The 20,413-nt window shown below is 71.3% G+C and carries 15 protein-coding genes and 1 pseudogene; 9 read left to right on the forward strand and 7 right to left on the reverse strand.

All coding sequences use genetic code 11. The features are described from left to right. Positions 1–439: 439 nt before the first annotated feature. Genes ACWC9R_RS34565 through ACWC9R_RS34585 form a run of 5 tightly spaced genes read right to left on the reverse strand, consistent with a single transcriptional unit; the run spans position 440 to position 6,269 of the window. Positions 440–1,750 (reverse strand): DUF58 domain-containing protein, encoded by a 1,311-nt coding sequence (locus ACWC9R_RS34565; RefSeq protein WP_450737570.1) that lies wholly within the window; start codon positions 1,748–1,750, stop codon positions 440–442. A 9-nt stretch (positions 1,751–1,759) separates the two neighbouring features. Then, the gene (locus ACWC9R_RS34570; protein ID WP_450737571.1) at positions 1,760–2,770 is read right to left on the reverse strand and encodes an AAA family ATPase; all 1,011 of its coding nucleotides are present in this window, start codon (positions 2,768–2,770) and stop codon (positions 1,760–1,762) included. Continuing rightward, entirely contained in the window at positions 2,706–3,935 is a 1,230-nt protein-coding gene (locus tag ACWC9R_RS34575; protein WP_450737573.1) for a DUF4350 domain-containing protein, read from the reverse strand. Before ACWC9R_RS34575 ends, ACWC9R_RS34570 begins: the two co-directional genes overlap by 65 nt. Further along, entirely contained in the window at positions 3,932–4,585 is a 654-nt protein-coding gene (locus ACWC9R_RS34580) for a DUF4129 domain-containing protein (RefSeq protein WP_450737574.1), read from the reverse strand. Before ACWC9R_RS34580 ends, ACWC9R_RS34575 begins: the two co-directional genes overlap by 4 nt. A 43-nt stretch (positions 4,586–4,628) precedes the next feature. Beyond that, positions 4,629–6,269, reverse strand: coding sequence for a DUF7544 domain-containing protein (locus tag ACWC9R_RS34585; RefSeq protein ID WP_450737576.1), 1,641 nt, complete (start codon positions 6,267–6,269; stop codon positions 4,629–4,631). A 152-nt stretch (positions 6,270–6,421) separates the two neighbouring features. Here ACWC9R_RS34585 and mtnA point away from each other — a divergent pair, with 152 nt between their 5' ends. The 7 genes from mtnA (at position 6,422) to ACWC9R_RS34620 (ending at position 15,153) form a co-directional block, all read left to right on the forward strand. Beyond that, complete coding sequence (gene mtnA / locus ACWC9R_RS34590; protein WP_450737577.1) at positions 6,422–7,591, forward strand: S-methyl-5-thioribose-1-phosphate isomerase; 1,170 nt, start codon at positions 6,422–6,424, stop codon at positions 7,589–7,591. Further along, a complete protein-coding gene (gene mtrA, locus ACWC9R_RS34595; RefSeq protein ID WP_006605255.1) occupies positions 7,588–8,265 on the forward strand; it encodes a two-component system response regulator MtrA in 678 nt (225 codons plus the stop codon). The genes mtnA and mtrA overlap by 4 nt, the downstream gene beginning before the upstream one ends. 64 nt (positions 8,266–8,329) lie before the next feature. Continuing rightward, a complete protein-coding gene (gene mtrB / locus ACWC9R_RS34600; RefSeq protein WP_450737579.1) occupies positions 8,330–10,387 on the forward strand; it encodes an MtrAB system histidine kinase MtrB in 2,058 nt (685 codons plus the stop codon). Continuing rightward, the gene (locus ACWC9R_RS34605; protein WP_450737581.1) at positions 10,377–12,260 is read left to right on the forward strand and encodes an LpqB family beta-propeller domain-containing protein; all 1,884 of its coding nucleotides are present in this window, start codon (positions 10,377–10,379) and stop codon (positions 12,258–12,260) included. The genes mtrB and ACWC9R_RS34605 overlap by 11 nt, the downstream gene beginning before the upstream one ends. Before the next feature lie 188 nt (positions 12,261–12,448). Further along, on the forward strand, positions 12,449–13,177 hold the full coding sequence (locus ACWC9R_RS34610) for a ComF family protein (RefSeq protein WP_450737583.1): 729 nt from the start codon (positions 12,449–12,451) through the stop codon (positions 13,175–13,177). A 294-nt stretch (positions 13,178–13,471) separates the two neighbouring features. After that, positions 13,472–14,158: a ribosome hibernation-promoting factor, HPF/YfiA family gene (hpf, locus tag ACWC9R_RS34615; RefSeq protein ID WP_362612455.1), complete on the forward strand. Its 687-nt coding sequence runs from the start codon at positions 13,472–13,474 to the stop codon at positions 14,156–14,158. 233 nt (positions 14,159–14,391) lie between these two features. Further along, a complete protein-coding gene (locus ACWC9R_RS34620) occupies positions 14,392–15,153 on the forward strand; it encodes a response regulator (protein ID WP_450737584.1) in 762 nt (253 codons plus the stop codon). Between the two features lie 51 nt (positions 15,154–15,204). Here ACWC9R_RS34620 and ACWC9R_RS34625 read toward each other — a convergent pair whose 3' ends face one another. Beyond that, complete coding sequence (locus ACWC9R_RS34625; RefSeq protein ID WP_450737586.1) at positions 15,205–16,431, reverse strand: winged helix-turn-helix domain-containing protein; 1,227 nt, start codon at positions 16,429–16,431, stop codon at positions 15,205–15,207. A gap of 121 nt (positions 16,432–16,552) precedes the next feature. Continuing rightward, a complete protein-coding gene (locus tag ACWC9R_RS34630; protein ID WP_450737588.1) occupies positions 16,553–17,173 on the reverse strand; it encodes a GNAT family N-acetyltransferase in 621 nt (206 codons plus the stop codon). A gap of 251 nt (positions 17,174–17,424) precedes the next feature. On the opposite strand from ACWC9R_RS34630, the gene secA reads away from it, so the two are divergent. Both secA and ACWC9R_RS34640 read left to right on the forward strand, forming a co-directional pair. Continuing rightward, the gene (gene secA, locus ACWC9R_RS34635) at positions 17,425–20,250 is read left to right on the forward strand and encodes a preprotein translocase subunit SecA (protein ID WP_450737590.1); all 2,826 of its coding nucleotides are present in this window, start codon (positions 17,425–17,427) and stop codon (positions 20,248–20,250) included. 65 nt (positions 20,251–20,315) lie between these two features. Continuing rightward, a pseudogene (locus tag ACWC9R_RS34640) lies at positions 20,316–20,413 on the forward strand (IclR family transcriptional regulator); the annotation flags it as partial.

The raw sequence follows: 20,413 nt of genomic DNA on the forward strand, positions 1-20,413 counted from the left end.
CTGCAGGGGGGACCCTGTGGGAGAGTAGGACGCCGCCGAACAATCTTTGTGGGGAAGCCCCGCACCTTATGGTGCGGGGCTTTTTCGCGTTTCCGCGCGGATGCAATTCTGGGTGGTTGGAGACTCTCGGTCGAGATGAGCGGGGGTGGGGTGGTGGTTTGTTGGCCTCCTGGCTTGAGCCAGGACGGTGGGGCGCACGGAGCGAGCCTCGCTGACGTCCCTATGTCGGCGGTCTAACCTTCTTCCTCCCTTACTGGAGACATTCCCAGCGTTGGTACAAGGGCTGAAGGGGCGTTGCTTGTCCGTCGTCCAGGGCTTCCCTGGCCCCAACCAACCGTGTGCGTGGCAGCCACTCGTAGAGCCGTGTGCCCGCCCCCAGCCGACAGCGGCGTTCGTAGGTTCCGTCTGGCCGCGAGGAGAGGACGGGCGGGGGCAGGCCTTACAGGCGACCGGTGGACTTCAATGTGAGGTAGGCGTCGGCCAGGTCGGGGGCCAGGTGGGTCGGGGTGGAGTCGATGACGGTGATGCCGTGGTGGCGCAGGCGGTCTGCGGTGCGGCGGCGGGCGGCGCGGGTCTGTTCCGCGGCGGCGGCTGCGTAGACGGCCTGGGGCGTGTGGCGGCCGGCGGCCATTTCCTCGATACGGGGGTCGGCTACAGCTGCGACGATCAGTTCGTTGCGTCGGGTGAGGCCGGGAAGGACGGGCAGGAGGGCTTCCTCCACGGGAGCCGCGTCCAGGCCGGTGAAGAGGACGATCAGGGAACGGCGCGGGGTGCGGCGGTGGATGGTAGCGGCCAGGCCCCGGGCATCCGCCTCGACCAGTTCGGATTCTAGGGGGGCCAGCGCGTCGGTCAGGGCCGGGAGGAGATCGCGGGCCGTGCGGCCTTGGACCGATGCACGTACGCGTCGGTCGTAGGCGAGGAGATCCACGCGGTCGCCGGCGCGGGCGGCGAGGGCGCCGAGCAGCAGGGCGGCATCCATGGAGGCGTCGAGGCGGGGGATGTCGCCGACGCGGCTCGCCGAGGTGCGGCCGGTCTCCAGGACGAGCAGGATGCGGCGGTCGCGTTCGGGGCGCCAGGTGCGGACGGCGAGGTTCTCGCGACGGGCGGTGGCCCGCCAGTCGATGGAGCGGGTGTCGTCGCCGTGGGTGTAGTCGCGGAGGCTGTCGAACTCGGTGCCCTCACCGCGGGTCAGGATGCTGGTGCGGCCGTCGAGTTCGCGCAGTCGGGCGAGCTTGGCGGGAAGGTGTTTGCGGCTGGTGAAGGGCGGTAGGACACGCAGCGTCCAGGGGAGGTGATGGCTTCCCTGCCGGGCTGCCAGGCCGAGTGGGCCATAGGAGTGGACGGTGACGCGGACCGCGTGGTGGTCACCGCGGCGGGTGGGGTGGAGCGTGGTGGTGAGGCGACGGCGTTCGGCGGCGGGGACGCGCAGGGTGTGGCGGGACGCGGGGATGTCCGCACCGGGGACGAAGGAGCTCGGGGGCCAGGCGTCACGGATCTGGGCGCGCAGGGGGCGACGGCTCGGGTTGGTGACGGTGAGGTGGGTGTGGGCTTCGTCTGTTAGTCGAACTGTTGTGTCACCGGTTCGGGTGAAATGGAGCTTTCGCACTGGCGCGGCGAGCGCGAGATCGCACAAGATTGCTATCAGCAGGACGAGTTGGACGGCGAGGATGCCGAGCCAGCTGGGCAGCACGAAGCCGACGAAGAGGGCTCCGCATGCGGAGATGAGGGCGGTGCGTCCGGTGAGAGTCACGGTGTCTTCTCAGCGGGGGACGGGGAGATGAGCGAGAACGGCGTTGATCACGGAGTCCGCGGTGACTCCCTCCATCTCCGCTTCCGGGCGGAGCTGGACCCGGTGTCGGAGCGTGGGAAGAGCAAGCGCCTTGACGTCGTCGGGGGTGACATAGTCGCGGCCGGTGAGCCAGGCCCAGGCACGTGACGTGGAGAGCAGGGCGGTGGCGCCTCGGGGGGAGGCGCCGAACGCGAGCGAGGGGGATTCGCGGGTGGCACGGCAGATATCGACGATATAGCCGGTGACTTCAGGGGAGACGGCGGTCTTGGCGACCGCGGCTCGCGCAGCGTCGAGGTCAGCGGTGGAGGCGACGGGTCGCAGCCCCGCGGCGTTGAGGTCACGAGGGCTGAAGCCGGCCGCGTGGCGGGTGAGGATGTCGATCTCGTCGTGGCGGGCGGGGAGCGGCACGGTCAGCTTGAGCAGGAAGCGGTCGAGCTGAGCCTCGGGGAGGGGGTAAGTGCCCTCGTATTCCACGGGGTTCTGAGTGGCGGCCACCAGGAACGGCTCGGGGAGGGGACGGGCCATGCCGTCGACCGTCACCTGGCGCTCTTCCATCGCTTCGAGCAGGGACGCCTGGGTTTTGGGAGGCGTGCGGTTGATCTCGTCGGCGAGCAGCAGGTTGGTGAAGACGGGGCCCGGCTGGAAGGAGAACTCGGAGCTGCGGGCGTCATAGACCAGTGAGCCGGTGACATCACTCGGCATCAGGTCGGGGGTGAACTGGACGCGCTTGGTGTCGAGTTCGAGTGCGGCCGACAGGGCGCGGACGAGCAGGGTCTTGGCGACGCCGGGGGAGCCCTCGAGAAGCACATGACCGCGGCAGAGGAGTGCGACCACCAAGCCGGTGACGGCGGGGTCCTGGCCTACGACGGCCTTGGCTATCTCGGTGCGCAGATCCTCCAGGGAGGCTCGGGCGCTGTCAGCGGTCGGGGTGCTCACGGGGGGCGTGCCTCTCTTGGGAAACGATCGAGGATTCGAGTGCATCGAGTTGATCGGCCAGGTGGACCAAGGCCTTGTCGTCCGCGGGTGCCGGACCGAAGAGCAGGAGATGAAGGTCTGTTCCGGCACCGGGCGCGGCGGTCAAGTGGGCGTGAAGCGCCGGGAGAAGGATGTCGGCGGTGTGGGCGTGTGTCGGGGACACGCCGATGAGGGGAGCGAGGCGGGTGCGGGTCGCCGAGCGCAGCACGGATGAGGCCCGGTCGCGGGCGTTGGCCTGCTCATAAAGGCGGGCGTGGCCCTCGGTGGTCTCGGCGGCCGGGACGGTGACCGGAAGCCTTTCCGGCACCAGCGGGCCGAGGCGACGGGCGCGCCACACGGCTGCGAGAGCAGCGGCGAAGGTGAGTTGGAGCAGGGCCCAGTACCAGCCGGACGGGATGAGATCGAAGAAGCCGCGCTGGTTGTCCTGGGTCGCGGACGGGTCGCTCATGGAGGGGAGGTACCAGACCAGATGTTTGTGCGTACCGAGGAGTTGAAGGGCCAGCGAGGCGTTGCCGTGCTCGGCGAGGCGATGGTTGTAGAGAGGATCGGGGGAGCCGAGGAGCACCGTGTCGCGACCGGTGCGGGGGGCCGGCAGGCGCAGCAGGGTGGGCTGGTCGCCGCTGAGGTAGCAGCGATCGGCGCCGTCGATGGAAGTGGTGTAACTGAGGCCGCCCAGCAGGGCGTTACCCGCAGCCCGAGCCTCCGGCAGGGAACAGGCGGGCCGACGGGCCGAGACGGTGGCGGGGGAATCCGTCCGGACGCCGGGCGCGAAGGTTTTGAGGGAAGAGGAGTCCGGGGCGAGCAGGACGGTGCGGCCGGGGGTGTGGGCGGTCGCGGTGTGCAGGCCCGTCAGCTGGTCTTCCGTCAGCATGTCGGGGTCGGCGATGAGGAGTGTGGTGTGGGGGCCCGCCGCGGCGGCGGCTTCCTCGGAGGTGGTCACGACCCGGGTGGAGACACCATGAGAGGCGAGGAGTTGGGCGAGGGCCCGGCTTCCGGTGCGGTCGGCGGATCTGGGGTCGAGACGCCCGTGCCGTTCGCCGGACTGGAGGGCCGCGATCACCACACCGCTGATGACGAGTGCGAGGAGTGCGAGCAGCGGTCCGCGGGACCGGGTCCACACGTTGCGGAAGGTGGGAGAGAGCGCGGTGGCGTCCGGGGCTGCCGTGGTCATCCGCGGCTCCTGGTCGGGGGCGTGGCCAGGTCGGGCTTGGCGTGTTGCAGGTCGGTGTCGAGGCCGGCCAGGAGCGCGTACGCCGCTTCCGTGCCGGGGCGGCCGCCGTATGTGACGTCGTCGAAAGCGCGTGCCGCATTGCGCAGCCGGTCGGCGTACGCGGGGAGTGCCCCGCCCGCTTCGGTGGCGGCCTCGTCCGCGGTGCGGCCCGGGCCGGGAGTGAGCAGGGTGCGTTCTTCGAGTGCGAGGACGAGGGCGCGCATGCGGTCCTGGATCGCCTGGCTCCAGCGGCCCTCGGTGGCGTGCCGGTCGGCGGTCGCACGGTGTTCGGCGGCGGTGCGGGGGGTGTCGGAGAAGAGCGCGCCGCTGGTCGTCGGAGTGCGGCGCACCGCCCCGAGCCGCAGCCGGAGGGCGATCGCGAGCAGCAGCACGCATACGGCGATGGCGAGCAGTCCGATCCAGCCGCCCGGGGTGGTGTGGGCGGCGGCGGTGAAGAGTGCGTCGACGCGTTCCCAGAGCCAGTCGAGGGCGCGCTGGATCGGGTTGGGGTCGTGCTGGTGGTACCGGGGGTCGGACAGCTCTCGCTCGGCCGCCTCGCGGGCGGGGACGCGTGGAGTCCGCACCGGTATGTCGTCGTCGGGGCGCGCCATGAGTCGTCCGAGCGTGGCCCCGTTCCCCCCTGTGGTCACCGCATCAGCTTCCCGGCGTGGTGTGGTCCGGCCGCTGTCCGGCGTCGTCGGCCGGGGTGGCCTTGGCCGGGGCATCCGCGGTGTCCGTGGCATCCGTGGGCGCGGTGTCCGTCCCGGTGGCCTCCGCGCGGGTGTCGGCCGTCTCGTGGCCGCTCGCCTCGGGACCGGCTGCCTCGGAGTCCGCTGTCTTGGCGTCTGCCGTGGCGATGTCCGTGGCGGAGCCGACCGTCGGCGTGCCGTCTGCCGGTGTGCCGGCGGCGGTCGGGGCGGCCGCTGTCGGTACGTAGCCCGCGGCCGGGGCCGAGGCTGCGGGAGCGGGGGTCGCCGGGTGCGCGGTGGGGGCGTCGGCGCCGTAGCCGGGGAGGCCTGCGGCGCGGGCGAGTTCGAGGTCGAGCGCCTCGCGGCGGATGCGCTGGTCCATGTACAGGAGCGCGGTGACGCCGGCGCTGATCGGGAAGGTGATGGTGGAGCTGATGACGGCGCCGACGCCGAGCACGATCAGGAACGACCAGCCGGTGTTGTTGCCGGTGCCGCTCGCCCAGTCCACGAGGTTCTCGCCGCCGAGGAGGAAGGCGACGAGGGTGGCCGGGATCTGGATGATGAACTCGACGATGCCGATCAGGAGGTAGGTGAGGAGCTGTGCGCCCAGCACCCGCCACCAGGCACCCCGTACGAGCTTCGCGGACCGGCGCATCGCGGCGATGACGCCCTGCTTCTCCAGCATCAGCGCGGGCGAGGCGAGGCTGAAGCGGACCCACAGCCAGAGGGTCACGAGGCCGGCCGCCAGTCCGCCGAACACGGTGAGCAGCAGGCCTGCCTTCAGCGAGCCCGTGGCGACAAGGAGGAGACCGGGCGCCACACCGACCGCGAGGGTGGTCGTGATGAGCAGGGGGAGCAGTACGAGCAGGCCGAGCAGGCGCGGGAGCTGGGGACGCGCGTCACGCCAGGCTTCTTTGACGGACACCGAGCGGCCCAGGACGGCCCGGCTCACGACCATGGTGAGCAGGCCGGTGGCGACGAGGGTGGCGAGCAGCCCGATCGCCGAGGTGATGCTGGTGGCGGCGAGCGAATTGGCCAGGTCGCGCATGGTTTCGCGGAGGGGCGGGACGTTTCCGCCCACGGGCGAGGGCGTGCGGCCGGCGCCCTGGAACCACCAGCCGGTGACCACGGTGACGGCGGTCTGCGCGACCACCGCGACGATCAGCGAGATGCCGAGGACGGTGCGCCAGTGAGCGCGCATGGTGGTGACCGCGCCGTCGAGTATCTCGCCGACGGCGAGCGGGCGCAGCGGGATGACGCCGGGCTTGGCGGCCTGTGGCACCGGGGCCCAGGCGCCGCCCCAAGGGGGCTGCTGGCCGGGGCCCGGAGTGCCGCCCCAGCCGGGCCCGCCGTAGCCGGGCGACGTGGCACGGGTGCGGTCGCCGCCCGTGCTCTGGCCGGGCCGTCCGTGCGGGCCTGCCTGACCGGGGATTCCGGCGGGTGCCGACCACTGGCCGGCGGGCGGCTGTTCCTTGGACCAGTTCGGCGGGGAGGACTGCCCGGCGGCGTCGGCCGGGTCTGTCTGGGTGGGCTGTTCCTGTGTGCCGCGGGCCGGCTCGTCGGAGGGAGTGGATCCGGGCGAAGCCCAGCCCGGAGAGTTGTTCATCGTCGCTCCTTCTTGCTGCCCGTCCGCCGGGGCGGCCGGGTTCCGGGGTCCGCGGTGGCAGTCATCGTGTCATGGCGACCGGCGCTGTGTACCGGTGCACGGAGGACGAGGGGACCTTCTGTTCGAGGGGCGGTGGGCGGCAGACTGAACGAATGGGCGATCACCACGAGGTATCCGAGGCGGGCGCCGGAGCGCTCGCGATCCCGTCGTTGCGCTGGGAGGAACCACCCGAGGGGCCTGTGTTGGTCCTTCTTGACCAGACGCGGCTGCCGGCGGAGGAGGTCGAGCTGGTCTGCACGGACGTTCCGGCGCTGGTGCAGGCGATCCGGACGCTGGCCGTACGCGGGGCGCCGCTGCTGGGCATCGCGGGTGCGTACGGCGTCGCGCTGGCCGCGGCACGCGGCTTCGACGTGGAGGAGGCGGCGGAGGCGCTGGCGCAGGCCCGGCCGACCGCGGTCAATCTGGGGTACGGCGTGCGGCGGGCGGCCGCCGCGTACCGCGCGGCGCTGGGGGAGGGCGGTGCTCAGGCCGCAGCGGCCGCGGCGCTGGCCGAGGCGCGGGCCGTGCACGACGAGGACGTCGCGGCCAGCGCACGGATGGCGGAGCACGGGCTGGCGCTGCTGGGCGAGCTGCTGCCGGGCGGTGGTCACCGGATTCTCACGCACTGCAACACCGGTGCCCTGGTGTCCGGGGGCGAGGGCACCGCCCTGGCGGTGGCGCTGGCCGCGCACCGGGCCGGTGAGCTGCGCCGGCTGTGGGTGGACGAGACGCGGCCGCTGTTGCAGGGCGCACGGCTGACCGCCTACGAGGCGGCGCGGACGGGTATGGCGTACACGGTGCTCTCGGACGGGGCGGCGGGCTCGCTGTTCGCCGGGGGCGAGGTGGACGCGGTGCTGATCGGCGCGGACCGGATCGCGGCGGACGGATCGGTGGCCAACAAGGTCGGCAGCTATCCGCTGGCGGTGCTGGCGCGATACCACCACGTTCCGTTCGTGGTGGTGGCACCGACCAGCACGGTGGATCTGGAGACCGAGGAGGGGGCGGATATCGAGGTGGAGCAGCGTCCGGGTCAGGAAGTGACGGAGTTCTCGTTGCCGAGTGCGCAGGGGCCCGGGACGGAGGCCGGCATCGCCATACCGGTGGCGCCGCTGGGCGCACAGGCCTACAACCCGGCCTTCGACGTCACTCCGGCGGAGCTGGTGACGGCGATCGTCACGGAGGCCGGAGTGGTGTCTCCGGTGACCCGGGAAAGGCTGGCAGAGGTGTGTTCCACGTCACGATGGAGTAAGTCACGATCAGGTAATGGGATGATGGCCGAATGAAGGGACGCGTCCTGGTCGTCGACGACGACACCGCACTGGCGGAGATGCTCGGCATCGTGCTGCGCGGCGAGGGTTTTGAACCGTCGTTTGTGTCGGACGGTGACAAGGCCCTTGCGGCCTTCCGCGAGACCAAGCCCGATCTTGTGCTGCTCGACCTGATGCTTCCCGGGCGGGACGGTATCGAGGTCTGCCGGCTGATCCGGGCCGAGTCCGGGGTGCCGATCGTCATGCTGACCGCCAAGAGCGACACGGTGGATGTGGTGGTCGGGCTCGAGTCGGGCGCGGACGACTACATCGTCAAGCCGTTCAAGCCCAAGGAGCTGGTGGCCCGGATTCGGGCGCGGCTGCGGCGTTCGGAGGAGCCCACGCCCGAGCAGCTGGCGATCGGTGACCTGGTCATCGACGTGGCCGGCCACTCGGTGAAGCGGGACGGGCAGTCGATCGCGCTGACCCCGCTGGAGTTCGACCTGCTGGTGGCGCTGGCGCGCAAGCCGTGGCAGGTGTTCACGCGTGAGGTGCTGCTCGAGCAGGTCTGGGGCTATCGGCACGCCGCCGACACCCGGCTGGTCAACGTCCATGTGCAGCGGCTGCGCTCCAAGGTCGAGAGGGACCCGGAGCGGCCGGAGATCGTGGTGACCGTGCGCGGGGTCGGCTACAAGGCCGGGCCCAGCTGAGATGACCCGGGACGGTTCGGCCCCGGAGGGAAAGCGGGGGCGCACCGTCGGCCCGGCGGGTGATATGTCCTTTTCAGGCCGGTTGTCGGCCTGGTTGTTGCGCGGTGGGCAGTTGCTGCCCGACGGCGCGGTGAGCGGGCCGGTTCACCCGCTGCTGCGGCTCTTCAGCCGCTGGGTGCGGCGGCCGCTGCTGCCCGCCCTGCGGCTGTGGCGCCGCAACATCCAGCTGCGGGTGGTGGCGACCACCCTGCTGATGTCGCTCGCCGTGGTGCTGCTGCTCGGTGTCGTGGTCGTCGGACAGGTCCGTAACGGCCTGCTCACGGCCAAGGCCCAGGCCGCGCAGAGCCAGGCCGTCGGAGGCTTCAGCGTCGCCCAGAAGATGGCGGACGGTGCCGACGACACCCGGCCCGACGAAGGTGCCCGCACCGGAAACCGCGGCACCCAGGACTCCGCGACCTGGCTGACCGGTCTGGTCGAGCAGCTCGCCAGTGGCGGCCAGGGCGTCTTCTCCGTCGTGGCGCTCAGCTCCGACTCCGACGAACCGTTCGGCGACTCCAGCCCCGGCACCCGGGGGCCGCGCGCCTCCGGCGATGTCGATCCCGAGCGGAGCGTGCCCGCCGATCTGCGGCGGAAGCTGGACACCAAATCCGGGACGTTCCGCGGCTACACCCAGATCAAGCGCATCGGGTCGGACGACGGCGTGCCGGCGCTGATCATCGGCAAGCGGCTCAACGATGTGAACAGCAACCAGTACCAGCTCTACTACCTCTTCCCGTTCAGCCAGGAAGAGGAGTCGCTCAAGCTGGTGACGGGGACCCTCGCGACCGCCGGGGTCTTCGTCGTGATCCTGCTCGGCGCGATCGCCTGGCTGGTGGTGCGGCAGGTGGTCACCCCCGTACGGATGGCCGCCGGGATCTCCGAGCGGCTGGCCGCCGGGCTGCTCCAGGAGCGGATGAAGGTCACCGGCGAGGACGACATCGCCCGGCTCGGTGAGTCCTTCAACAAGATGGCGCAGAACCTCCAGCTCAAGATCCAGCAGCTGGAGGAGCTGTCCCGGATGCAGCGCCGCTTCGTCTCCGATGTCTCGCACGAGCTGCGGACGCCGCTGACGACCGTACGGATGGCGGCCGATGTCATCCATGACGCGCGCGACGAGTTCGACCCGGCCACGGCGCGCTCCGCCGAGCTGCTGCGCGGCCAGCTCGACCGCTTCGAGTCGCTGCTCGCGGAGCTGCTGGAGATCAGCCGGTTCGATGCCGGTGCGGCCGCGCTGGAGGCCGAGCCGGTCGACCTGCGCGATGTGGTGCACCGCGTCATCGAGGGGGCCGAGCCGCTCGCCGAGCGCAAGGGCACCCGCATCCTGGTGCGCGGCGCCGAGCAGCCCGTCATCGCCGAGGCCGACCCCCGCCGGGTGGAGCGGGTGCTGCGCAACCTCGTCGTCAACGCCGTCGAGCACGGCGAGGGCCGCGACGTGGTCGTGCGGCTGGCCTCCGCGGGCGGCAGTGACGGCAGCGGCGGCGCGGTGGCCGTCGCGGTGCGTGACTACGGCGTCGGCCTCAAGCCCGGCGAGGCCGCCCGGGTCTTCAACCGTTTCTGGCGCGCGGACCCGGCGCGGGCCCGTACGACCGGCGGCACCGGACTCGGCCTGTCCATCGCCGTCGAGGACGCCCGGCTGCACGGCGGCTGGCTGCAGGCCTGGGGCGAGCCGGGCGGCGGTTCGCAGTTCCGGCTGACGCTGCCGCGCACGGCCGGCGAGACGCTGCGCGGGTCCCCGATACCCCTGGAGCCGGACGACTCACGGCGCCACCGCGGACTGGACGAGACGGGGCAGCCGCGCGCCGGATCGGGCCGCAAGGTGTCCACGATCCCGGTGCAGACCCGGGCCGCGCAGGCCGGGGACGCGGCGTCCCCCGTACCGGAGCCGAAGACCGCCCGCCCGGAGGCCGATCCGACGGCGCTGCCCGGCAGCGGTGCCCGTGTGGTGCCGCAGAGCACAGGCGTACGGAGCGAGGCGGCGGCGCGTCGCGACGGCGCGCACACCGACGAGCCGGTCCGCGGGAGCGGGGCCGAGCGGGAAGCCGGACAGGGCGTGGAGCGGGAAGGCGGGCTGCGTGAACACTGAGCGCGGAGGCGAGCGCGGGGAGGGCACCGGACGCCGTCCACGCGCCCGCAGGGGAGCCGGGCCGGCGCGGAAGTCTCTGCTGCTCGGCTGCGCGACGGTGCTGCTGGCGGGCTGTGCGTCGATGCCGGACAGCGGCGACGTCACCTCCGTCGACCAGTCGCCGCGCTCCGAAGGCGAGTCGCAGGTGCGGGTCTACGGCGTGCCCCCGCAGAACGGCGCGCAGCCCACCAACATCGTCCGCAGCTTCCTCGACGCGACGACCAGCGACGAGGCGGACTTCCGTACGGCCACCCAGTACCTGGCCAAGTCGGCGAAGCGGACCTGGCGGCCGTTCCGGGCCACGAATGTGCTCCAGGAGCGTCCGAAGGCCGAGCCGAAGGCGCAGCCCAACCGCGAGGACGCCAACGGCTACACCGTCACGCTCTCCGGCAGCCAGGTGGCGACGGTGGACGACGGTCACGCCTACACCCCGGAGGAGAAGCCGTACCGCCGCACGATCCACCTCATCAAGGAGGGCGGACAGTGGCGCATCGACCGGCTCCCCGACGGGCTGGTGCTCGGACTGTCCGACTTCCAGCGCATCTACCGGTCCGTCAACAAGTACTACTTCGCGTCCTATGACTCGGAGTCACAGGAGCCCAAGGCGAACCGGAACGCGCTCGTCGCGGACCCGGTCTACCTGCGCCAGCGGATAAAGCCGATCACGGCCGGTGTGGAGGCGCTGCTGTCCGGGCCCACCGACTGGCTGCATCAGGTGACGACCTCGGCGTTCCCGTCCGGCACCCGGCTCGCCGCGAGTGATCTGGCGCTGGACGACTCCAACGCGCTGCGGGTCAGGCTCAGCAAGCAGGCGGTGAACACCGACACCGCCCAGTGCAAGCGGATGGCGGCTCAGCTCTTCTTCACCGTCCAGGACATGACGCGGGCTTCGAAGGTCAGCGAGGTGGAACTCCAGGACAACAGCGGCAACTCACTCTGCGCGCTGTCCCAGGAGCAGGCCGAGCACGACTTCGCCCCGTCCCCGGGCACCGGGCCCGCGCCCAAGGAGTACTTCATCGACGCCGACCAGAAGGTCGTGGCCATGTCGGACTCCGCGACCGAACCGACGCCGGTGCGCGGACCGTTCGGAACCGGCCACACCCCGCTGCGTTCGGTCGCCATCTCGCGCGGTGAGGACACCGCGGCCGGGGTGTCGATCGATGGCCGGTCGCTGTATGTGGCCGGTCTGGAGGACGACATCAAACGCGGCGACCCGCTGCTGACCAGCACCGGACCGGCCAAGGGGGCCGACAGCGGGCTGACCGCGCCGAGCTGGGACGGCCTGGGCGACCTGTGGATCGCGGACGGCGCCGCGCACGGTTCGCGGCTGCTGCGGATGCGCGAGGGCAAGGGCGATCCCGAAGAGGTGACGGTGCCCGGCCTCGGCGGACGGCGGATCAAGGCCATCAAGGTGGCCGCCGACGGGATACGGATCGCGATCCTGGTGGAGGACAAGGGGCGTACGACGCTCCAGCTCGGCCGGGTCGAGCGGGGCGGAAGCCCGTCGCACCCGAAGCTGTCGGTGCAGGAACTCCGGCCGATCGCACCGCAGTTGGAGGACGTGGTGGCCGCGTCCTGGGCGGGCGGCAGCCGTCTTGTGGTGGTCGGGCGGGAGTCCGGCGGGGTGCAGCAGATGCAGTTCATGGAGACCGACGGTTCGGCGTCCAACGCGCAGACCCTGCCCGGCGTCAACGGCGTCAAGGCGGTGGCCGCGTCGGAGGACGAGACCAGGCCGCTGATCGCGGACGCCACGGAGGGCATCGTGCGGCTGCCGCCGGACGCGAACTGGAAGACCGTGGTGAAGGACGGGACGGCGCCGGTCTATCCCGGGTGACGCGGGCACCGGCGCGATGCCGGCCGTGATGCCGGCGGGGTGAGACGCGCCGTCCGGGGCCACGGGCACGAGGGGGTCCGCCTGCGGCGATGCCCAGTGCCGCGGTCCCTGCGGCTGCCCCCTGGCGGGCCCGGCCCTGGTTATCCACAGGGGTGGTGGCCGGGCGGGAACGGCGGGACAGTGGAGTCATGCAGGGGGTGTGGCGCGAACTGGCCGGACTTGTGCTGCCGGTCGACTGTGCGGGGTGTGGCCGGCCGCGTACGGAGCTGTGTGCGGAATGCCGTCGGGTGCTCGCGCGGGACGGGCGCGGGGCACGGCGGGTGAGGCCGTGGCCGGAGCCCGTGGGACTGCCCCGGGTGTGGGCGGGTGCGCCCTATGCCGACGAGGTGCGGGCGGTGCTGCTGGCCCACAAGGAGCGCGGTGCCCTGCGGCTGGCCGGGCCGCTGGGGGCGGTGCTGGCCGGGGCCGTGCGGGGGCCGCGGGTCGGCCGCGGGCCGCTGCTGCTGGTGCCCGTGCCGTCGACACGGAGATCGGTGGCGGAGCGCGGGCACGATCCGGTGCGCCGGATCGCGCTGGCGGCGGCCGGGGAGCTCCGGAGGGCCGGGACGGTTGTCCGGGTGCTCGCTGTGCTGCGGCAGCGTCGTCCGGTGGCCGACCAGGCGGGGCTGAGCGCCCGGCAGCGGCTGGCGAACGTCGCCGGTGCGCTGGAGGTGCGGGCCGGGGCGGGGAGGCTGCTGACGGGGCAGCCAGCCGTGCTGGTGGACGACCTGGTGACGACGGGGGCCACGCTCGCGGAGGCGGCACGGGCGGTCACGGCGGCCGGCGGCCGGGTGGCCGGAGCCGCGGTGGTGGCGGCGCCGGGCCGCGCTTTCGCGGCCGAGGGCCCGTACGGCGGGGCAATACCACGGGATGCGTAGGCGAGGAAGAAAAGCCACCCAAATGGAGCCGACGCCTCCGAGGGGGTGCCGACATCCGTCCGGGAGAGCTATGTTCGGTTGTGAGGACTTGGCGGGTGTATTGCCTCGAATGTCGTGATGAGTGCGTTCAGGGGCGTTTTCGGCGACCCTGAAATCAGGGGGAGTGGACAGCTGGTCGTCGGGGGAGGAGGAGGTGAAAGTCGCCAAGTCCGAGGCTCCGGCACCCACCGGAGCCTGGTGCAAGAAGGAATTGCTCCGCTTGTCGAGCGGAGCGATCCGGGAACGGAGTTCTGCGTGGACATCGTCGTCAAGGGCCGCAAGACAGATGTGCCCGAGCGGTTCCGCAAGCACGTGGCCGAGAAGCTGAAGCTGGACAAGGTCCAGAAGCTCGACGCCAAGGTGATCAGCCTGGACGTCGAGGTGTCCAAGGAGCCCAACCCGCGGCAGGCCGACCGTTCCGACCGAGTGGAGATCACCCTCCGCTCCCGTGGCCCGGTGGTCCGGGCCGAGGCGGCCGCAGCCGACCCGTACGCCGCGCTGGATCTGGCAACCGCCAAGCTCGAGGCGCGCCTGCGGAAGCAGCACGACAAGCGCTACTCGCGTCGCGGCAACGGCCGCATCCCGGCGAGTGAGGTCGCTGTCACCGTGCCCGACGCCGCAAGCCTGAACACCAACGGCGAACTCGCCGCCGAGGCCGATCAGAAGGTACCGACCACCAGGATGGGGTCGATCGACGTCCAGGGTGAGGGACCGCTGATCGTCCGCGAGAAGACCCACTCCGCCGCGCCGATGCTGCTCGACCAGGCGCTCAACGAGATGGAGTTGGTCGGACACGACTTCTACCTCTTCGTCGACGCCGACACCAAGCTTCCGAGTGTCGTCTACCGGCGGCACGCATACGACTACGGAGTCATCCACTTGAACCCCGACTTGTTCGGGGAGGAGGAGCCCGGCGGCGCAGGCGGCGCGCTGGGCGGCTGAACCCCACTCGCTCGGTGCCCCCGGCGCACGTCGGGGGCACCATCGTGCCCGGAGAAAGCAGGAGTTGAAGCCGTATAGTGTTTGTGCCGACCAGGGAGTATGGGGACACGAAACGGCGACGAGCCGGGGAGACGGTCGTATGACACTGATCGGGCCGGCCGCAGGGGGCTGTCGTCAACCAGCCTTATTTCCAAGCTCCGGCCATACGGCCGAGTAGTTGACGGGGAGGATCAATGGGGGGCACTTTCGGGCCCGTGCATGACGACGCGGATGAGGACCACCGCGGTTCCGGCGGCGAGGACGGGGCCGGCCGGGACGTGAGCGTGCCGCGCAAGGAGCCGATCCGGGTCCTGGTCGTGGACGATCACGCGCTCTTCCGGCGGGGCCTGGAGATCGTGCTGGCCCAGGAAGAGGACATCCAGGTCGTCGGTGAGGCGGGAGACGGCGCGGAGGCGGTCGACAAGGCCGCGGATCTGCTGCCCGACATCGTGCTGATGGACGTCCGGATGCCCCGGCGTGGCGGCATCGAGGCGTGTACCTCCATCAAGGAGGTGGCCCCGAGCGCGAAGATCATCATGCTCACGATCAGCGACGAAGAGGCCGATCTCTACGACGCAATCAAGGCCGGCGCCACCGGTTACCTCCTCAAGGAGATCTCCACCGACGAGGTGGCGACCGCGATCCGCGCCGTGGCGGACGGCCAGTCGCAGATCAGCCCGTCGATGGCGTCCAAGCTCCTGACGGAGTTCAAGTCGATGATCCAGCGCACGGACGAGCGCAGGCTGGTGCCCGCGCCCCGGCTCACCGACCGTGAGCTGGAGGTCCTCAAGCTGGTCGCCACGGGCATGAACAACCGCGACATCGCCAAGGAACTCTTCATCTCCGAGAACACGGTGAAGAACCACGTCCGCAACATCCTGGAGAAGCTGCAGCTGCACTCCCGGATGGAGGCGGTGGTGTACGCGATGCGGGAGAAGATCCTCGAGATCCGCTGAGCGGACCGGCCGGGGGGCGATATGCGCCCCCGGACTGCCGACCTGCGGCTTTCAGTCACTCGTGTGGGTGAGTTCCGAGCGCAGGGCGTCGGCCAGTTTCCGGTCGTCGCAGCGGTCGACGCGTACGGAGTCGCAGCCGACCCAGTCCGCGGCCTCCCGGAGTGCCCGGGCCATCGGGACGACCGCCTTGGGGCCCTGCATCGAGACCTGGCGGGCGACCAGGGTGGTGCCCTCACGGGCCGGGTCCACCCGGCCCAGCAGCCGCCCGCCCGCCAGCAGGGGCATCGCGAAATAGCCGTGGATTCGCCGGGGACGCGGGACGTACGCCTCCAGGCGGTGGGTGAAGCCGAAGATCCGTTCCGTGCGCGGCCGGTCCCAGATCAGGGAGTCGAAGGGCGAGAGCAGAGTCGTACGGTGCCGGCCGCGGGGCGGGTCGGCCAGCGCGGCGGGGTCGGCCCAGGCGGGCTTCCCCCAGCCCTCGACCTCGACCGGGACCAGCCCGGAGTCCGCGACGACGGCGTCGACCTGCTCGGCCTTGAGGCGGTGGTAGTCGGCCAGATCGGCGCGGGTGGCGACGCCCATCGCGGCCCCGGCCTGGGCGACCAGGCGGCGCAGGCACTCGGCGTCCTCCAGGTCGTCGTGCAGCAGGGAGTCCGGGACGGCGCGCTCGGCGAGGTCGTAGACACGCTTCCAGGCGCGGCGTTCCGTACAGACCACCTGGCCGGTGTCGAGCAGCCACTCCACCGCGATCTTGGTCTCGGACCAGTCCCACCACTCCCCGCCGTTCCGCCCGCCGCCCAGCTCGGAGGTGGTCAGCGGACCGTCGGCCGTCAGCCGGTCCAGGACGGCGGCGCAGGAGCGCTCGGAGTCCGCCAGCACATGCCAGCGGTGGCCCTTGGCCCGCCGGGCGCGGCGGCGGAAGGCGAAGTGCGGCCACTCCTCGATGGGCAGGATGCAGGCGGCGTGGGACCAGTACTCGAAGCTGTGCGGTCGTGCCGCGGGCGCGCCGGCAGGAGTCGTGGTCCAGTAGGCGGCCTCGACGGTGTCGCGGCCGACGGCGCCGAGCCGGGCGTACGGCACCAGCTCATGGGAGCGGGCCAGCACCGAGATCGTGTCGAGCTGCACCGCGCCCAGGCTCCGCAGCATCCCGCGCACCCCCGCCCGCCGGTCCGGGGCGCCCAGCAGGCCTTGCGCCCGCAGCGCCAGGCGCCGGGCGTCGTCGTGGGACAGGGCGGTCACGGGCGGGGGCTGGGGTGCGCGCGGCGTCACGGCGGTCATGCGGGAAAGCCTAGGGGCGGGCACTGACAACGGGCCCGGGACCGGAATATCCGCTGGTGGCGGCGGTGGCAGGGCGGCCGGAGCGGACCGGCGGGCCCTGCGCGGCGCCGTTCCGCCCGGCTCAGCCGGGGTACGGCAGATACGGCGTGGTGTCCGGGACGGCCGGGGCGCCGGCACCGGACGGGCCGGGTTCCCCGGCAGGGTCGGACGGGAGCAGGGAGCCGATCCAGACGTCCCGGCGGGTGCCCCCGTACACCCGGTGGGCGCGCAGGGTGCCCTCCATCCGGAAGCCGAGCCTGCGGGCCACCGCCCGGGAGCCCTCGTTGCCGGCCTCGGCACGCCACTCCATGCGCTCCACGCCCAGATCGCGGAAGGCCCAGTGCAGCACCGCGCGGGCCGCCTCGACGGTGTACCCCCGGCCGCGCCGCTCCTTCGCGGTCCAGTAGCCCAGCTCGGCCTGCCGTTCGGGGGTGCGCAGCCGCAGGTGTACCAGGCCCGTCGCGCCGACCAGGGCGCCGTCCTCCCGGGTGACGACGGCGAAGTGGTACCCGGTGTCGTCGCGCCAGGACTCGGGGGCCACCGTCCCGGCGAACTTCTCCGCGTCCGCCACCCCGTAGGGTGAGGGGACACTCGTCCAGCGCGGGATGTCGGGCTCCTGGCACGCGGCGTGCAGCGCGGGCGCGTCGGAGGGGGCGAAGGGGCGCAGCACGAGGCGCTCGGTTCTGAGGGTGACGGGCTTCATGGCGTGAGTCTGCAAGCCCGTGGAAGCCGTGGCGAAGGGATTTCCGCGGGATTCCGGCGGGCGCCCGGCACCTTCTCGCGGCGTCGTGCGTTCTCGGGAGGAGGGGACGGCGGGGGTTCGCTGCGGCGTACCTCCCGGCCCGGCGGCGTCCTCCTTTACGATGGCCGTTGCGGCGGGGCCTGCCCCCTTGGAAACATGCCGCGCCCGCGCACTCGACCGTGCAGGCCCGACCGGCAAGGAGACCAGCCCAAGTGTCCGTCTTGACGAAGATCATGCGTGCAGGCGAAGGAAAGATCCTGCGCAAACTGCACCGCATCGCGGGCCAGGTCAACTCCATCGAGGAGGACTTCGCGGCTCTCTCCGACGCCGAGCTGCGGGCGCTCACGGACGAGTACAAGCAGCGCTACGCGGACGGCGAGAGCCTCGACGACCTGCTGCCCGAGGCGTTCGCCACGGTCCGTGAGGCCGCCAAGCGCGTGCTCGGCCAGCGGCACTACGACGTGCAGCTGATGGGTGGCGCGGCCCTGCACCTCGGGTACGTCGCCGAGATGAAGACCGGTGAGGGCAAGACCCTGGTCGGTACCCTCCCGACGTATCTGAACGCGCTGTCCGGCAAGGGCGTCCACCTGATCACGGTGAACGACTACCTGGCCGAGCGCGACTCCGAGATGATGGGCCGGGTCCACAAGTTCCTGGGCCTGACCGTCGGTTGCATCCTCGCCGACATGACGCCGGCCCAGCGCCGCGAGCAGTACAACTGCGACATCACCTACGGCACGAACAACGAGTTCGGCTTCGACTACCTGCGCGACAACATGGCCTGGTCGCAGGACGAACTCGTCCAGCGGGGCCACAACTTCGCGGTCGTCGACGAGGTCGACTCGATCCTCGTCGACGAGGCCCGTACGCCGCTGATCATCTCCGGCCCGGCCGACTCCGCCACCAAGTGGTACGGCGACTTCGCCAAGTTGGTGAAGCGCCTCAAGCGGGGCGAGGCCGCCAACCCGCAGCGCGGTGTCGAGGAGACCGGTGACTACGACGTCGACGAGAAGAAGCGCACCGTCGGCATCCACGAGTCCGGCGTCAGCAAGGTCGAGGACTGGCTGGGCATCGACAACCTGTACGAGTCGGTGAACACCCCGCTCGTCGGTTACCTCAACAACGCGATCAAGGCCAAGGAGCTCTTCAAGAACGACAAGGACTACGTCGTCATCGACGGCGAAGTCATGATCGTCGACGAGCACACCGGCCGTATCCTCGCCGGCCGCCGCTACAACGAGGGCATGCACCAGGCCATCGAGGCGAAGGAGGGGGTGGACATCAAGGACGAGAACCAGACGCTCGCCACGATCACCCTCCAGAACTTCTTCCGCCTCTACGGCAAGCTCTCCGGCATGACCGGTACGGCCATGACCGAGGCCGCCGAGTTCCACCAGATCTACAAGCTCGGCGTCGTCCCGATCCCGACCAACCGCCCGATGGTCCGTATGGACCAGGCGGACCTGATCTACCGCACCGAGACCGCGAAGTTCGACGCGGTCGTCGAGGACATCGTCGAGAAGCACGGCAAGGGCCAGCCGATCCTGGTCGGCACGACCTCCGTGGAGAAGTCCGAGTACCTCTCCCAGCAGCTCAACAAGCGCGGTGTCGCCCACGAGGTGCTCAACGCCAAGCAGCACGACCGTGAGGCGCCGATCATCGCGCAGGCCGGCCGCAAGGGCGCCGTCACCGTCGCCACGAACATGGCCGGCCGTGGTACGGACATCAAGCTCGGCGGCAACCCCGACGACCTCGCCGAGGCGGAGCTGCGCCAGCGCGGCCTGGACCCGGTCGAGCACGTCGAGGAGTGGGCGGCCGCGCTGCCCGCCGCCCTGGAGCGCGCCGAGGCCGCGGTCAAGGCGGAGTTCGAGGAGGTCAAGGAGCTCGGCGGGCTCTACGTCCTGGGCACCGAGCGGCACGAGTCGCGGCGTATCGACAACCAGCTGCGCGGTCGTTCCGGCCGTCAGGGCGACCCCGGTGAGTCGCGGTTCTACCTGTCGCTCGGTGACGACCTGATGCGGCTGTTCAAGGCCCAGATGGTCGAGCGGGTCATGGCGATGGCCAATGTCCCCGACGACGTCCCGATCGAGAACAAGATGGTGACCCGGGCGATCGCCTCCGCCCAGTCGCAGGTCGAGCAGCAGAACTTCGAGACGCGCAAGAACGTCCTGAAGTACGACGAGGTGCTCAACCGCCAGCGCGAGGTCATCTACGGCGAGCGCCGCCGTGTCCTGGAGGGCGAGGATCTGCAGGACCAGATCAAGCACTTCATGGACGACACCATCGACGCCTACATCCACGCGGAGACCGTCGAGGGCTTCGCCGAGGAGTGGGACCTGGAGCGCCTGTGGAGCGCGTGCAAGCAGCTCTACCCGGTGAGGGTGAGCGTCGAGGAGCTGGAGGACGAGGCCGGCGACCGCGCGGGCATCACCGCCGACTTCATCGCCGAGGCCATCAAGGACGACATCCACGAGCAGTACGCCGCCCGTGAGGAGCAGCTCAGCCCGGATGTGATGCGGGAGCTGGAGCGCCGGGTCGTACTGTCCGTCCTGGACCGCAAGTGGCGTGAGCACCTCTACGAGATGGACTACCTCCAGGAGGGCATCGGCCTGCGGGCGATGGCCCAGAAGGACCCGCTGGTCGAGTACCAGCGCGAGGGCTTCGACATGTTCACCGCGATGATGGAGGGCATCAAGGAGGAGTCCGTCGGCTACCTGTTCAACCTGGAGGTCCAGGTCGAGCAGCAGGTCGAGGAGGTCCCGGTGCAGGAAGCGGCGGAGCCGACGTCGCTGGACAAGGGCGCGCACGAGCCGGTGCCCGCGGGTCGCCCGGAGATCCACGCCAAGGGCCTGGAGGCGCCGCAGCGTCCGGACCGGCTGCACTTCACCGCCCCCAAGGTGGACGGTGACGGCAGCGTCATCGAGGGCGACTTCATCAGTGACGAGGAGGCCGGCCCGGCCCGTTCCGAGGCGGACGGTCTGACCCGTGCCGAGCGGCGCAAGGCTCAGAAGAGCGCGGGGCGCCGCCGCAAGAAGTGAGACAGCGCTGACGCGGTCCGGGCACGGGGTGCCGGGACCGCGGCGCGGAGGGCGCCCCGGCCGGAGCACGGGACGCCATCAGCTGCTCGGTGCCGGTGGCCCGGCTGACTCCGGAACACGAGCAGCTGATCAAGGACGCCCTGACCGACGCCCGCGACCGGCT

The sequence above is a fragment of the Streptomyces sp. NPDC001219 genome (genome assembly GCF_053597915.1).

What these genes read in the sequence shown, in the direction of transcription:
- ACWC9R_RS34570 (WP_450737571.1), bottom strand. Translation starts at nt 2,770, where the DNA reads ATGCACTCGAATCCTCGATCGTTTCCCAAGAGAGGCACGCCCCCCGTG.
- ACWC9R_RS34575 (WP_450737573.1), bottom strand. Translation starts at nt 3,935, where the DNA reads ATGACCACGGCAGCCCCGGACGCCACCGCGCTCTCTCCCACCTTCCGC.
- ACWC9R_RS34580 (WP_450737574.1), bottom strand. Translation starts at nt 4,585, where the DNA reads ATGGCGCGCCCCGACGACGACATACCGGTGCGGACTCCACGCGTCCCC.
- ACWC9R_RS34585 (WP_450737576.1), bottom strand. Translation starts at nt 6,269, where the DNA reads ATGAACAACTCTCCGGGCTGGGCTTCGCCCGGATCCACTCCCTCCGAC.
- mtnA (WP_450737577.1), top strand. Translation starts at nt 6,422, where the DNA reads ATGGGCGATCACCACGAGGTATCCGAGGCGGGCGCCGGAGCGCTCGCG.
- mtrA (WP_006605255.1), top strand. Translation starts at nt 7,588, where the DNA reads ATGAAGGGACGCGTCCTGGTCGTCGACGACGACACCGCACTGGCGGAG.
- mtrB (WP_450737579.1), top strand. Translation starts at nt 8,330, where the DNA reads ATGTCCTTTTCAGGCCGGTTGTCGGCCTGGTTGTTGCGCGGTGGGCAG.
- ACWC9R_RS34610 (WP_450737583.1), top strand. Translation starts at nt 12,449, where the DNA reads ATGCAGGGGGTGTGGCGCGAACTGGCCGGACTTGTGCTGCCGGTCGAC.
- ACWC9R_RS34620 (WP_450737584.1), top strand. Translation starts at nt 14,392, where the DNA reads ATGGGGGGCACTTTCGGGCCCGTGCATGACGACGCGGATGAGGACCAC.
- ACWC9R_RS34625 (WP_450737586.1), bottom strand. Translation starts at nt 16,431, where the DNA reads ATGACCGCCGTGACGCCGCGCGCACCCCAGCCCCCGCCCGTGACCGCC.
- ACWC9R_RS34630 (WP_450737588.1), bottom strand. Translation starts at nt 17,173, where the DNA reads ATGAAGCCCGTCACCCTCAGAACCGAGCGCCTCGTGCTGCGCCCCTTC.